Origin of the sequence: Ramlibacter aurantiacus (assembly GCF_016722895.1) — a bacterium.
GTDB lineage: Bacteria > Pseudomonadota > Gammaproteobacteria > Burkholderiales > Burkholderiaceae_C > Ramlibacter > Ramlibacter aurantiacus.
In genome coordinates, this window is sequence record NZ_JAEQNA010000006.1 from 1 (window position 1) to 12,049 (window position 12,049).

Consider the following 12,049-nt stretch of genomic DNA (forward strand, 5'->3'; position numbering starts at 1 on the left):
CCGGACCTCGACAGCTTCGAGGAACCTCGGTAACCTCAGTCGCAGGCAACCGGGGGTGCATCACCGGAGAGGTGACGGCGAGAGCCTCGATCGGCAGACCTACACCCGAAAATTGGGAAGCTCAGGTCCTGCCATTGAACGACGCCCGCGTTCAGCGCGGCATTCTACTGTCAACCCTGTGCCCGCCCGGCATGGGGGCGCGTTCCATGTGCCGTTGGTTACGCGCCCCCAAGCACGGCCGGCGCGCCCGCCGCCACATCGCCGGCTCGAAACCCCGTATGGTGATGCGCCGGGCACGCCGGGTGCCACCATCGTTGTCGTCGATGCTGCTGTCGCTACCCCTGGAAAACCACATCCTGCAGTTCACCCTGCTGGTGACCGCCGCCCTGCTGGTGCAGATCACGGTGGAGCGCGTGAAGCTGCCTGGCCTCATCGGCCTGCTGTTGATCGGGATCGCGATCGGGCCAGGTGCGCTCCACGTGCTGCCGCGCGAGCCGGTGGCCGAACTGATGGGGGAGATCGGCCTCGTCTACATCATGTTTCTCGCCGGCATCGAGATCAAGCTCTCGGTGCTGCGGGAGCACCGGCGCGAGGTGGCCGGCTTCGGGGCCTGCAGTTTCGCCCTGACCTTCGCGGCCACGCTCGCAGCTGCCTGGCTGCTCGATTTCTCCTGGCAGGGCGCGCTGCTGCTGGCGACCGCCTTGTCCTCGCACACGCTGGTCGCCTACCCGGTGGTCAAGCAGTTGGGGCTGCTGCAGCGCCAGCCCGTCGTCACCGCCGTGGGCGGAACCCTGCTGACGGACACGCTGGCGCTGGTGGCCCTGGCGATCCTGGTGCAGACCGCGTCCGGGGGAGAGGGCGGGGCCTGGGCCTGGCTGCGGCCGCTGGTGCTGCTGGCGGTGCTGGTGGCGGTCTCCGCGTTGACGGTGCCCTGGCTCGCGCGTCGGCTGTTCGCCAGCGAGAGGATCGCCCGCGCCGAGAAGGCACTGTTCGTGCTGGTGGTGCTGCTGGTGCTGGCATCCGCCGCGCGCGTCATCGGCACGGAGTCGATCCTCGGCGCGTTCCTGGCGGGCCTGTGCCTGAACCCGTCGATACGGGGACGCCACGAGTTGCATGAGCACCTGGGCTTCGTCGGGCGCATGGTGTTCATTCCGTTCTTCTTCATCGACACCGGGATGCGCATCGAACTGGCCGTGCTGCTGCAGCCGCAGGTCTGGACGATGGCCGGCGCGATGCTGGCCGCGGTCCTGCTGGCCAAGTCGGCTGCTGCCTGGGCGGCCGGAGCCTGGTGGGGCTACGGGCGCAACGACCGCCTGCTGATGATCGGCTTGACGACGCCGCAGGCGGCGGCCACCCTCGCCGTGACGGTCACCGCGAACAGCGTGGGCGCCCTCGACGCCGTGGTGGTGGATGCCGTGGTGGTGGTGATCCTGCTCACCTGCCTGTTCGGACCGCTGCTGGCGCGGTACGCGGGTCACAGGGTGGTGCAGACCAGGGAGCCGGCGCCGCAGTCCCCGGTCAAGGAGCCGCAGGAAGAGATGGGTTAGGGCCCTGTTCACACGGTGGTCATGCCCTGACCGGTGGGTTCGGCTCGGAACCCGCGGGCGCGCCACCGGTCTACCGGTGCTCGCTTCAACGAAAGGACTGCGAATGCCTGATCCATTCAAGCCCGGCGACAAGGTCGGCTGGAACACGTCCCAGGGCCGCACGAGCGGCACGGTGAAGAAGAAGCTGACCCAGCCCACCGACATCAAGGGTCACCACGTCGCCGCCTCGCCCGACAACCCCGAGTACCTGGTGCAGAGCGACAAGACCGGCGCGCAGGCCGCGCACAAGCCGGGGGCCCTGCGCAAGCGCAAGGGTTGAGCGGGGCCACGACCGATCAGGCACGGCGCCGTGCCTGGAGCAGCCTGTCTCACCTTCCACGCGCCTGCAGGACATCCGATGCAACGCTGGCCCGGCGGCGCCGGCGTCCACCTGCCTCATGCCGCTTCCCCCTGATCGCCCTTGCGCCTGTACATCCGCGCGATCTCCCCCCGCAGCCAGCCGTGCCCGACGTCATGCTGGGACCGCCGGTGCCAGAAGTGCCGCACATGCACCGGCTCCACGTCGTACGGCACCGCGAACACCTTCAGTTTCAGCGCCCTCCGATATGTCTCGGCCACGCTCCTGGGCACCACGGCCAATTGGGGGCCGCTGGCCACCACCAAGGGCATGACCAGGAAATGCTTCAGCTCCATGGCGACGCGGCGCTGGTGGAAGTCCGCGCCCATGGCTGCCTGCATGCGCGTCTCCCACAGGAGTTCCGAGTTGGCCACCTGGGGCGTCGCCAGGAACTGGGCGCGGCTCAGGCTGCGCCTGATCGTGGGATGGTGCTGACCCACGACGCACACCATGTCTTCGTCGAACAGGAATTGCTGCACCAGGTCCGGCTGTCCCATGGGCAGTTCGCCGAAGGCGATGTCGGCGGCGCCGGAGGCCAGTTCGCTCGCGTAGCGATTACGGTCGGTCTGGCGGCAGACGATGCGCAGGTTCGGAGCCACCCGCGCCAGGTGGGCGATCAGGCGCGGCATCAGGATCAGTTCGCCCACGTCCATGATCAGGAAGGTGAACCGGCGGGTGGACTGCGCCGGCACGAAGCTGCGGTACTCGTCGAGAGCGCCCTGCAGGGACGCGAGGGTCGACGTGACCGTGGGCAGGATGGCGCTGGCCATGGGCGTGGGCTTGAGGCCCGCGGCCGTGCGCACGAAGAGGGGATCGCCGCAATAGGCGCGCAGGCGCTTGACCGCCTTGCTGGCCGCCGGTTGCGAAAGCCCCAGCCGCTCGCCCGCGCGTGAGATGCCGCCTTCGCGCATGACGGCCTCGAACAGGCGCAAAAGGTTGAGGTCTAGCTGCTGGATGCTCTGCGGCATGCATTCTCCTGCGGCATGTTGAAGCCCGCGGATTATGCATTTGCCAATGCACAGGGGCGTTCCTAAGCTACGACCGCACATCGATCACACCAAGGAGACAAGACGTGAACTTCACTCGACGGCAGTTCGCCGCCACGGCCTGCGCCGCGCTGGCCAGTCCTCATGCCTTCAGTGCCGACTATCCCAGCAAGACGAGCCGCATCGTCGTGCCGCTGGGTCCCGGCAATCCGATGGATACGCTGGGCCGTGCGCTGGCCACCAGCCTGGGGGAGACGCTGGGCCAGCCCTTCGTGGTGGAGAACCGCCCCGGTGCCGCCGGGCAGATCGCGAGCGAAGGCATTGCGAAGGCGGTGGGCGACCCGCACCAACTGCTGATGGGAAGCCTGGGCATCATGGGTATCTCGCCCTTCCTGTATCCCAACCTGCCTTACGACGTGAAGCGCGACTTCACCCCGGTCGCACTGTGCGCCGCCGTGCCTTATGCGCTGGTGATCAATCCACGTGTGGTGCCGGTGAACACGGTGGCGGAATTCCTGCAGTGGGCGCGCAGCCAGAAGACGCCGACGCCCTATGCCAGCGTGGGCAGCGGCTCGGTGTCGCATGTATGCACCGTGGCCCTCACCAACGCGGCTGGCATCTCGCTGACCCAGGTGGCGTATCGGCAGCCCTCGCAGATCGTCACCGACATGGTCAAGGGCGACATGCCGATGATCATCGACACACCCAGTCCGTACCTGCCCTTTGCGGCCGACGGTCGGCTGCGCATCCTGGCCGTCACCTCGCCCAGGCGCATGAGCATTCTTCCGAACGTGCCGACGATGGCCGAAGCCGGGGTGGCCGGCTACGACGTGGTCAGCTGGTTCGGCCTGTATGCGCCGAGAGACCTGCCGCCCGCGTCGGTCGACACCCTGCGCACGCACGTCGCGCGGGCGCTGCGTTCGCCGAAGCTGCGCGAGCAGTTCCTGCCGCAGGGGCTGGAGATCACCCCCGACGGGGCGGCCGACTTCGCCGCCTTCAACGAACGTGAACGCACTCGCTGGCAGGCCTTCATCCAACGCAACGAAGTCAAGCTGGACAAGATGTGATGACTGCTTCGAACGCCGCAAGCACGGCTGCTGCTCCCTGGCTGCTGAATGCCTGGTACGTGGCGGCCTGGTCCAGCGAACTCGGCGAGCAGCCGCTGGGCCGCACCCTGCTGGACCGGCCCGTCGTGTTCTGGCGCCGGCCCGAAGGTGGCGTCGCCGCCATCGGCGGTCGCTGCCCGCACCGCTTCGCGCCGCTGGCCGCCGGCAAGCAGGTGGGCGACTCCATCGAGTGTCCCTACCACGGGCTGCGCTTCGATGCCTCGGGCGCCTGCTCGTTCAACCCGCACGGGGAGGGCGCCATCCCGCGGGCGGCCCGTGTACCGGCCTACCCGGTGCTGGAGCGCCACCGCCTCGTCTGGTTCTGGCCGGGCGATCCGCAGCGGGCCGACCCGGCGCTGGTTCCCGAACTGCCGCACCTCGACCGCGACGACCTGGGGCATGTCACCGGCACCATGGGCGTGGACGCGCATTACGAGCTCTACGTCGACAACCTGATGGACCTCACGCATGCGCAGTTCGTGCATGGCGAGTTCGTGGGGTCGGGCGCGTTCTCGTCGGCCGAGCAGTCGGTCGAGCAGGAAGGCGCGCGAATCGTCAACCGCATCGCCATTGCGGCCAGCGACGTGCCGCCCATGTACCGGGCGCACCTGCCGGCCGATGTGGAGCACGTCTACTACTGGATGGATTCGTTCTGGCACCCGCCCTCCATCGTCACTAACTGGGTCGGCGTCACCGTGCCGGGCCGCTCGCGCGAGGCGGGCTTGTACAGCCACGGCACCCACATCGTCACGCCGGCCAGCCGGCATGCATCGCATTACTTTTTCGGCAACTCGCGCAACCTGCAGGTGGGCGACGCAGAGGTCGATGCCAAGTTCCGCGAGTGGCAGCGGGTGGGCTTCGGCCTCCAGGACAAACCCATCATCGAGGCCTGCGCGCGGCTGATGGGGGACGTGGTGGATCCGCTGTCGCTGAGGGCGGTGCTGCTGCCCAGCGACGCCGCGGCCGTCCGCGTGCGGCGCACGCTGGCGCGGCTGCGGCAGGAGGAGGCTTCATCCGCAGCTTTGTCGCCGTAGCGCATCCGGACCAGCTCTGGCTGTATGTGGCGTCGCCGGCCTCAGGCCGAGCGCAGTGCGCCGTGCCGGAAGCAGTTCACCTCGTGGTCGTCGACCATGCCCACGGCCTGCATGAAGGCGTAGCAGATCGTCGAGCCGACGAACTTGAAGCCGCGCATCTGCAGGTCGCGGCTGATCCGGTCCGACTCGGGTGACTTGGCCGGCACGTCGCCGAGCTTGCCGATGCGGTGATCGATCGGGCGCCCGTCCACGAAGCCCCAGATGTAGGCGTCGAACGAGCCGAACTCGCGTTGCACCTGCAGGAAGGCCCGGGCATTGGTGAGGGTGGACTCGATCTTGCCCCGGTGCCTCACGATGGACGTGTCGGCCACCAGGCGCTGGACGTCGGCATCGTCGAAGCGCGCCACGGCTTGCGGGTCGAAGCCGCTGAACGCCTGGCGGTAGCCCTCGCGCTTTTTCAGCACCGTTTCCCAGGACAGACCGGCCTGCGCCCCCTCGAGCGTCAACATCTCGAACAGTCGCTGGTCGTCGTGCACGGGCACGCCCCATTCGGCATCGTGGTAGGCCTGCAGCAGGGGACGGTCCGCGCACCAGGCGCAGCGCGCAAGCGAAGAGGGGGTGGTCATGTGCAGATGGGCGAGTGCGGCGCCGCAGCGTACCAGGGCCGCAGTGGGGCCAAGGCCGGGGGCCCTCGGCCAAGGGCGGCGGCGATCCGTCCGCACGGGGTGCAGGGTTCGACAGGCCTTTGCCTGAAGGTGGGCAGGCATCCCGCGCCCGCGAAACTCCACCCGCCGCAGCGCACTCCAAGCTCGCATGAAACGCCTGGCCCCCATCGTTGCCGCGCTGGTCCTCTCGGCCTGCGCAAGTCCGTTCGCCCAGATCGATCGCGGCATGTCGCGCGAGGCCGTCTTTGCGCAGATCGGCCAGCCGACCCGGGTGGTGCCGCTGCCTGGCGGTGCCCAGCGACTGCAGTACTCGCGGCAGCCTGCCGGCCAATACGCCTGGATGGTCGACCTCGACGCCACCGGCCGGGTGGCCGGCGTGCGCCAGGTGCTCAACGAACTCGACTTCAGCCGCATCGTGCCGGGCGTATGGACGCGGGCCGACGTGGAGCGGGAGTTCGGCCCGCCTGCGCGCATCGATGGCGTCTCCCGCTGGAATGGGCCGCTGATGACCTACCGCTGGCGCGACCGGCAAGGGGCGGACATGTTCTATTGGGTCTACCTGGACCCGCAGGGCGTGGTGCGGCGGGCCCATCCCGGCATGGAGTTCCGCGACCGGTTCTTCGACTTCTGGTCCTGACCGGCCGCGTGGGCCCGCATCAAGGCCGCGGCAGGATCACGCGGTCGATGGCGTGGATGACACCGTTGGTGGCCAGCAAGTCCGTTTCAATGATGCGCGCGGTGCGGCCTCGCTGGTCGGTGATGGCCAGGGTGGGACTCACGGTGAAGGTCTGCCCCTGCACGGTGGTGATGGGCACGCCCACCGGAACCTGCGAGCTCAGCACGCGGCCAGGAACGACGTGGTAGGTCAGCACCTGCGTGAGCAGGGCACGGTCGGCCAGCAGTTGGTCCTTGGTCACACCCAGCTCGGACAGCAGCGCGGCGAACGCGGTGTTGGTCGGCGCGAAGACGGTGAATGGGCCGGGACCGGAAAGCGTGGGGCCTAGTCCCGCGGCCGACACGGCTTCGACCAGGATCGAGAAGCGCGAATCAGCCTGGGCCGACTCGACCACATTCAGGTCGGGCCCATCGTTGCCGCCGCCGCAGGCAGCCAGGAAAGCGATCGAGGTGAGGGCGGCCAGACGCCGGATCCAGGCAAGCATGGAAAGCTCCTTTTCGAGAAATGTCCAGGACAAACCCTGGATGGTCCCAAGATTAGGAGCTTGAAGCGCCAGCTGTCAACCGGTTGTCTATGACAAAGTGTGATGCCGCTGTGCCGTGATCACTTTGCGACCTCAGGCCGGCATCTCGGACTTCGCAGGCGCCTCGACCGGTGGCGTGCCTTGCTGGATCAAGTCGCCGATCGCCTTGCGCAACTCCGGAGAGTCGCTGTGTCCGTGCACCGCCACCGCGTGCTGCACGGCGGCCTCGATCAGTTCGTTGCGGTCGTCCGCGGCAATGGCCACGGTGCAGTTCGATTCACTGGGGAACGCCCTGCAGTCGACGTATTGGCGTGACATACGAAACCTCCTGTGGGTGGTTGGGGAAGACGGCGGCCTCTGCAGCCGCGCGGCCCAGGCGCTGCCGCCGAGCTTCGTGGGACCGGTCGCTGCCTATACTGCTTTGGCACCGACCGATGTTGGCGCGGACGCCCGGAGCGCTCCATACGCCGCATTGCGTACGGGCTGGAGGCGGCATGAAGCACCTGACCCGGCATGACTATGCGTGTGCCCTCGACCTGCTTGCAGCTCTGGAGCGACAGGCGCTCGACGGCCGCACGTTCTTGCCGGCCGCGGTCGATGCCGTGCTGTCGTTCGTGCCCGCGCAAGCCTGCTTGGCCGACATCGATGCCTCGTCGGCCGAGGAAGGGCCGCGGGTGGCGCATGTGAGCCTGGCCCGCTGCACCGGCGGGTCGACGCTCTCCATTCGGCTGCGCCGTCCGCAGGGTTGCTTCAGTCCCCGCGACCGCGAGCGCCTCGCGCTGCTCCAGCCCCACCTGGCGTCGCTGTATCGACTGGCCGGCGGCCTCGCGGCCGGGCTCTCGCGCGCCGGTCCGGCTTCTCGGCAACTGGCCCCCCTCGCCACCTATCCGCCCCTCACGCCGCGGGAAAGGGATGTCATGCAGTGGCTCGCGTGCGGCAAGACCGACGCGGACATCGCGGCATTGCTGGTGATCAGTCCGCGCACGGTGCACAAGCACCTCGAGCACATCTACGACAAGCTGGGCGTGGAAACCCGCACCGCCGCCGTCATGGCCGTGCAGCGGCGCGAGGACCGCCAGCGGTAGCCGAGGGCCCGGCGGCCCATGGCAGGCCACGAGGTCGAAGTCGGCAGTTATCATCGCGCCCGTCTCAGCGGGCCCCGGCCTGCGGCTCCTGAAACGAATACGAAGAAGCATCACGTGTTGAACGGCCGCTCGCACCCGAACAGGTTTTTCAGGAACTTCATCCACAAGCCACGCGCCATCGGTGCGGTGCTGCCGGCCAGTCCCAGCCTCTCCCGGGCGGTGGCGGCCGCCGCCGGCGCGGCCCTCGACGCGCTGGCGCCGGCGCAGGCGCCCTGCGGCGTGCTGGAGCTCGGCGCCGGCACCGGAGCCCTGACCGAAAACATCCGGCACATGCAGCCCGTGCTGATCGAACGCGACGCGCGCTTTTCCGATCTGCTGCGCAGCCGCTTTCCCGAACTCGAGATCCGCAACGAGTGCGCGGTGCAGGCGCTGGACAACCTGCGTCAACCGGTGGGCATCGTCAGCTCGATCCCGCTGCTGAACAACCCCGAGGCCGCCGAACTGGTGCAGGCGCTGGAGCGCTGCTACCTGGCGGGTCTGGTGCGCTATCTGGTGCTCTACACCTATGGCGCCTTCGACCCGCTGCGGGGCACGGCGGTGAGCCGGGGCCGACGCGCCGAGGTGGTGTGGCAAAGCCTGCCGCCGGCCTCGGTGTGGGTGTACCGGTAATCGGGCCGCCGATGCCGGCGCGAGCCGGCGCTCGCATGGGGGATTGCCCTAGGCGCCCTTGACCCACTCGCGTCGTGGGCCGACATTCCGGGGTTGAGATGACACATCAACCCACCACGCGCGAATGAAGATCGTCAAGGCCGAGTGCCTGCATGCGGACGGCGGCCTGCGGGTCTGCTCCTACCTCAAGGTCTCCACGGACGAGGGCCTGGTCGGCTGGTCCGAGTACTACGACAGCTTCTCGCCGGCCCGGCTCGACCCCGTCATCCAGGACCTCGCCCGCACGGCGATCGGCATGGACCCGCGCCAGGTGGGGCGCATCAGCGAGACGCTGCTGGCGACCACGCGCCTGGCGTCCGGCGGGCTGGCGCAGCAGGCGGTGGCGGCCATCGAGAACGCCTGCCTCGACATCGCGGGCAAGGCGGCCGGGCTGCCGGTGCATGTGCTGCTGGGCGGTCCACTGCGCGACCGGGTGCCGGTGTACTGGACGCACTGCGGCAGCTATCGGGTGGCGCGCGAGTCGTTCTTCACGGGGCAGCTGGGCCTGCCGCCCATCCGCAGCATGGACGACCTGGTCGGCGTCGCGCGCGAGGCGGTGGCGCAGGGCTATCGCGCCGTCAAGACCAACCCGGTGTTCTTCGAAAACGGCAAGCCGCATTTCTTCAATGGTGGTTTCCGCGTGGCGCCGGGCTTCCTCGACCGCTCGATGACGGATCGGCAACTGGGTCAGTTGCACGAGCAGATGAGCGCCTATCGCGAGGCCGTGGGGCCGGACGTGGGCCTGATGCTCGACCTGAGCTTCAGCCAGCGCACCGAAGGCGCGCTGCGGATCGCGCGCCGGCTCGAACCCCTGCAGCTCGCATGGCTGGAGTTCGACACGCCCGATGCCCAGGCGTTGGCGCACATCCGGCAGAACGCGCGCGTGCCCATCGCGTCGCTCGAGTCACTGCACGGCATCCACGAGTACCGCCCGTTCCTGGCGGCACAGACGGTGGACACCTGCATCATCGATCCCATGTGGAACGGCGTCTGGCAGTCGGCCCGCATCGCCGCCTTTGCCGATGCCTTCGAGACCACGATGGCACCGCACAACCCGGTGGGCGACCTCGGCAGCCTGATGAGCGTGCACCTGTGCGCCGCCGCCGGCAACCTGCGCATGATGGAGCTGCGGGTGGACGAGGCGCCGTGGATCCGGAGCTTCCTCACCCATCCGCCGCAGGTGGTGGGCGGCGAGATGCTTGTGCCGCAGACGCCGGGCTGGGGCACCGGGATCGACGAAGACGCGCTGCGTGCGCACCCGGTGAAGCCGGCCTGAGGGAAGCACGGCATGCGAATCGTCTACTGGGCCCGCGCGGCCCTCGGCCGCGAGCAGATCGTGCAGGCCTTGCAGGCCGTGCCCGGTGCGCAGCTGCAGGTCACCACCTCCCTGGAAGACACCCTGCGCGCGCTGCCCGGCGCGCAGGCCCTGGCGCTGTTCCATGGCCCGCAGAGCGAGGCGCGTCCCATCCTCGATGCGCTGCGCGCGCCCGGCAACACCGTGCGATGGCTGCACTTCGTGTCGGCCGGCCGCGAAGGCTACGAGGAACTGGGCTGGCCGCCGGGCGTGATCGTCTCCTACGCCGGTGGCGGCGTGGCGCCCGTGGTGGCCGAGCATGCGATGGCCCTGCTGCTGGCGCTGAGCCGGCGCGTGCCCGACATGGTTTCGGTCACGCAGCGGCGCGAGTGGGACCGCAGCCTGGCCGCGCATGCACGGTCGCTCGAAGGCGGCACCATGACCGTCGTGGGCTGGGGCCACATCGGGCGCGAGCTGGCGCGCCGCGCGCGGGCCTTCGACATGCGGGTGCTCTCGATCTCGCGAGGCGCCCGCCCGGATCCCCTGGCCGACGAGGCCTTGCCGCTTTCGCGCTTGCACGACGGTCTGGCGCGGGCCGACGTGGTGGTGCTCGCCATCGCACTCACGCCCGAGACGACGCGGCTGCTGGGCGAGGCCGAGTTCCGCGCCTGCCGGCCCGGGGCGCTGCTGGTCAACGTGGCGCGCGGCGCCGTGCTCGACCAGGAAGCCCTGTGCAGGGCGCTGCGCAGCGGCCACATCGGCGGTGCGGCGGTGGACGTGACCGACCCCGAGCCGCTGCCCGCCGACGATCCGTTCTGGACCTGCCCCAATGTGCTGATCTCGCCCCACTTCGCCGGCGCCGGCAGCCCGCGCAGCCTGGCTCGCCTGGCCGAGGGCGTGGCCGACAACCTGCGGCGGCTCATGTCGGGCCAACCCCTGGCGCACGTGGTGTCCGCCGGGTGACTCCGTTTTCAACCAGGAGACAAGCCATGATCGATCGACGTTCGACCCTTCGCCTGCTGGCCGCGGGTACCGCGGCGCTGGCGGTTCCCGCGCTTCGCGCGCAGGGGCAGCCGCCCATGCTCAAGCAGGTCACCGTCGTGGTGGGCTTCCCGGCCGGCGGGGCGACCGACATCGTGGCCCGCCTGGTGGCCGAGGGCATGCGGGGGCGCTACGCCGAGACGGCGATCGTGGAAAACCGTCCCGGAGGCAGCGGCCGCGTGGCGGCCCAGTACGTGAAGAACGGCCCGGCCGACGGCAGCCTCATGCTGTTCACGCCGGCCTTTCCGCTGGCGATCTTCCCGCACATCTACAAGAGCCTGCCGTATGACCCGCTGCAGGATTTCGTGCCGGTGGCCACCACCGGCAAGAGCCCCATGGGCCTGTCGGTCGGACCCGGCGTGCCGGCCAGCGTGCGCACCCTGCAGGACTTCATCGCCTGGACCAAGCAGAACCCCGACCGAGCGACATTCGGCGCGCCGCTGGGCGGCGGCCAGCACTTCGCGGGCGTGATGCTCGCCGAGCGCGCGGGCATTCCGCTGCGCATGGTGCCGTACAAGGGTGGGGCGCCGTCGGTCACCGACGTGCTGGGCGGGCACATCGCCTCGGTCATCACGCCACTGGCGGAAGTGCTGCCGCATGTGCGCGACGGCAAGCTGCGCCTGCTGGCCACCACCAGCGCCACGCGCACGCGTTTCACGCCCGAGGTGCCGACCCTGCGCGAAGCGGGTTTCGACGTGGTGTTCCAGGACTGGTCGGGGCTGGTGGCACCCGCGCGCACGCCGCGCGAACTGGTGGCCCGTGCGAACGCCGTGGTGGCCGAGACGCTGCGCTCCGCGCCGGTGGCCGCGACGCTGGAGAAGACCGGCGTGGACGTCGACCTGAATTCGCCGCAGGATTTCGCGAACATCTACCGCGCGGCCTGGGAGCGTTACCGCGACGTGGTGAAGAAGACGGGGTTCACCGCTGACGAGTGAAACGGGCGAGGAGGGCTGGCGGACGCTGGTGAAGAATCGGCGACGAGCCGGC

At 69.4% G+C, this 12,049-nt stretch carries 14 protein-coding genes; 10 read left to right on the plus strand and 4 right to left on the minus strand.

From position 1 onward, the window contains the following. Window positions 1-323: 323 nt before the first annotated feature. A complete protein-coding gene (locus JI739_RS15630) occupies window positions 324-1,547 on the plus strand; it encodes a cation:proton antiporter (protein ID WP_201684864.1) in 1,224 nt (407 codons plus the stop codon). A gap of 103 nt (window positions 1,548-1,650) precedes the next feature. Continuing rightward, window positions 1,651-1,866: a hypervirulence associated TUDOR domain-containing protein gene (locus tag JI739_RS15635; RefSeq protein WP_201684865.1), complete on the plus strand. Its 216-nt coding sequence runs from the start codon at window positions 1,651-1,653 to the stop codon at window positions 1,864-1,866. Between the two features lie 116 nt (window positions 1,867-1,982). On the opposite strand, the gene JI739_RS15640 is transcribed toward JI739_RS15635, so the two are convergent. Beyond that, entirely contained in the window at window positions 1,983-2,912 is a 930-nt protein-coding gene (locus tag JI739_RS15640; protein ID WP_201684866.1) for a LysR family transcriptional regulator, read from the minus strand. A gap of 104 nt (window positions 2,913-3,016) precedes the next feature. On the opposite strand from JI739_RS15640, the gene JI739_RS15645 reads away from it, so the two are divergent. Further along, window positions 3,017-3,997: a Bug family tripartite tricarboxylate transporter substrate binding protein gene (locus JI739_RS15645; protein WP_201684867.1), complete on the plus strand. Its 981-nt coding sequence runs from the start codon at window positions 3,017-3,019 to the stop codon at window positions 3,995-3,997. Continuing rightward, window positions 3,997-5,070, plus strand: a complete 1,074-nt coding sequence (locus tag JI739_RS15650) for a Rieske 2Fe-2S domain-containing protein (RefSeq protein WP_201684868.1) — start codon at window positions 3,997-3,999, stop codon at window positions 5,068-5,070. Before JI739_RS15645 ends, JI739_RS15650 begins: the two co-directional genes overlap by 1 nt. A 41-nt stretch (window positions 5,071-5,111) precedes the next feature. On the opposite strand, the gene JI739_RS15655 is transcribed toward JI739_RS15650, so the two are convergent. Continuing rightward, window positions 5,112-5,696 (minus strand): DNA-3-methyladenine glycosylase I, encoded by a 585-nt coding sequence (locus JI739_RS15655; protein ID WP_201684869.1) that lies wholly within the window; start codon window positions 5,694-5,696, stop codon window positions 5,112-5,114. A gap of 187 nt (window positions 5,697-5,883) precedes the next feature. Here JI739_RS15655 and JI739_RS15660 point away from each other — a divergent pair, with 187 nt between their 5' ends. Next, the gene (locus JI739_RS15660; protein WP_201684870.1) at window positions 5,884-6,372 is read left to right on the plus strand and encodes a hypothetical protein; all 489 of its coding nucleotides are present in this window, start codon (window positions 5,884-5,886) and stop codon (window positions 6,370-6,372) included. A 19-nt stretch (window positions 6,373-6,391) separates the two neighbouring features. Here JI739_RS15660 and JI739_RS15665 read toward each other — a convergent pair whose 3' ends face one another. Continuing rightward, complete coding sequence (locus tag JI739_RS15665) at window positions 6,392-6,895, minus strand: fasciclin domain-containing protein (RefSeq protein WP_201684871.1); 504 nt, start codon at window positions 6,893-6,895, stop codon at window positions 6,392-6,394. A gap of 132 nt (window positions 6,896-7,027) precedes the next feature. Further along, on the minus strand, window positions 7,028-7,252 hold the full coding sequence (locus JI739_RS15670) for a DUF1059 domain-containing protein (RefSeq protein WP_201684872.1): 225 nt from the start codon (window positions 7,250-7,252) through the stop codon (window positions 7,028-7,030). Between the two features lie 176 nt (window positions 7,253-7,428). Here JI739_RS15670 and JI739_RS24930 point away from each other — a divergent pair, with 176 nt between their 5' ends. The 5 genes from JI739_RS24930 (at window position 7,429) to JI739_RS15695 (ending at window position 11,997) form a co-directional block, all read left to right on the plus strand. Beyond that, on the plus strand, window positions 7,429-8,019 hold the full coding sequence (locus JI739_RS24930; RefSeq protein WP_435531614.1) for a helix-turn-helix transcriptional regulator: 591 nt from the start codon (window positions 7,429-7,431) through the stop codon (window positions 8,017-8,019). A gap of 114 nt (window positions 8,020-8,133) precedes the next feature. Next, window positions 8,134-8,688: a class I SAM-dependent methyltransferase gene (locus JI739_RS15680; protein ID WP_201684873.1), complete on the plus strand. Its 555-nt coding sequence runs from the start codon at window positions 8,134-8,136 to the stop codon at window positions 8,686-8,688. Between the two features lie 124 nt (window positions 8,689-8,812). Continuing rightward, a complete protein-coding gene (locus JI739_RS15685; RefSeq protein ID WP_201684874.1) occupies window positions 8,813-10,003 on the plus strand; it encodes a mandelate racemase/muconate lactonizing enzyme family protein in 1,191 nt (396 codons plus the stop codon). Between the two features lie 12 nt (window positions 10,004-10,015). Continuing rightward, complete coding sequence (locus JI739_RS15690) at window positions 10,016-10,984, plus strand: D-2-hydroxyacid dehydrogenase (RefSeq protein WP_201684875.1); 969 nt, start codon at window positions 10,016-10,018, stop codon at window positions 10,982-10,984. A 26-nt stretch (window positions 10,985-11,010) separates the two neighbouring features. Further along, window positions 11,011-11,997, plus strand: coding sequence for a Bug family tripartite tricarboxylate transporter substrate binding protein (locus JI739_RS15695; RefSeq protein ID WP_201684876.1), 987 nt, complete (start codon window positions 11,011-11,013; stop codon window positions 11,995-11,997). The last annotated feature ends 52 nt before the right edge of the window (window positions 11,998-12,049 follow it).

What these genes read in the sequence shown, in the direction of transcription:
- JI739_RS15630 (WP_201684864.1), top strand. Translation starts at nt 324, where the DNA reads ATGCTGCTGTCGCTACCCCTGGAAAACCACATCCTGCAGTTCACCCTG.
- JI739_RS15635 (WP_201684865.1), top strand. Translation starts at nt 1,651, where the DNA reads ATGCCTGATCCATTCAAGCCCGGCGACAAGGTCGGCTGGAACACGTCC.
- JI739_RS15640 (WP_201684866.1), bottom strand. Translation starts at nt 2,912, where the DNA reads ATGCCGCAGAGCATCCAGCAGCTAGACCTCAACCTTTTGCGCCTGTTC.
- JI739_RS15650 (WP_201684868.1), top strand. Translation starts at nt 3,997, where the DNA reads ATGACTGCTTCGAACGCCGCAAGCACGGCTGCTGCTCCCTGGCTGCTG.
- JI739_RS15655 (WP_201684869.1), bottom strand. Translation starts at nt 5,696, where the DNA reads ATGACCACCCCCTCTTCGCTTGCGCGCTGCGCCTGGTGCGCGGACCGT.
- JI739_RS15660 (WP_201684870.1), top strand. Translation starts at nt 5,884, where the DNA reads ATGAAACGCCTGGCCCCCATCGTTGCCGCGCTGGTCCTCTCGGCCTGC.
- JI739_RS15665 (WP_201684871.1), bottom strand. Translation starts at nt 6,895, where the DNA reads ATGCTTGCCTGGATCCGGCGTCTGGCCGCCCTCACCTCGATCGCTTTC.
- JI739_RS15670 (WP_201684872.1), bottom strand. Translation starts at nt 7,252, where the DNA reads ATGTCACGCCAATACGTCGACTGCAGGGCGTTCCCCAGTGAATCGAAC.
- JI739_RS24930 (WP_435531614.1), top strand. Translation starts at nt 7,429, where the DNA reads ATGAAGCACCTGACCCGGCATGACTATGCGTGTGCCCTCGACCTGCTT.
- JI739_RS15685 (WP_201684874.1), top strand. Translation starts at nt 8,813, where the DNA reads ATGAAGATCGTCAAGGCCGAGTGCCTGCATGCGGACGGCGGCCTGCGG.
- JI739_RS15690 (WP_201684875.1), top strand. Translation starts at nt 10,016, where the DNA reads ATGCGAATCGTCTACTGGGCCCGCGCGGCCCTCGGCCGCGAGCAGATC.
- JI739_RS15695 (WP_201684876.1), top strand. Translation starts at nt 11,011, where the DNA reads ATGATCGATCGACGTTCGACCCTTCGCCTGCTGGCCGCGGGTACCGCG.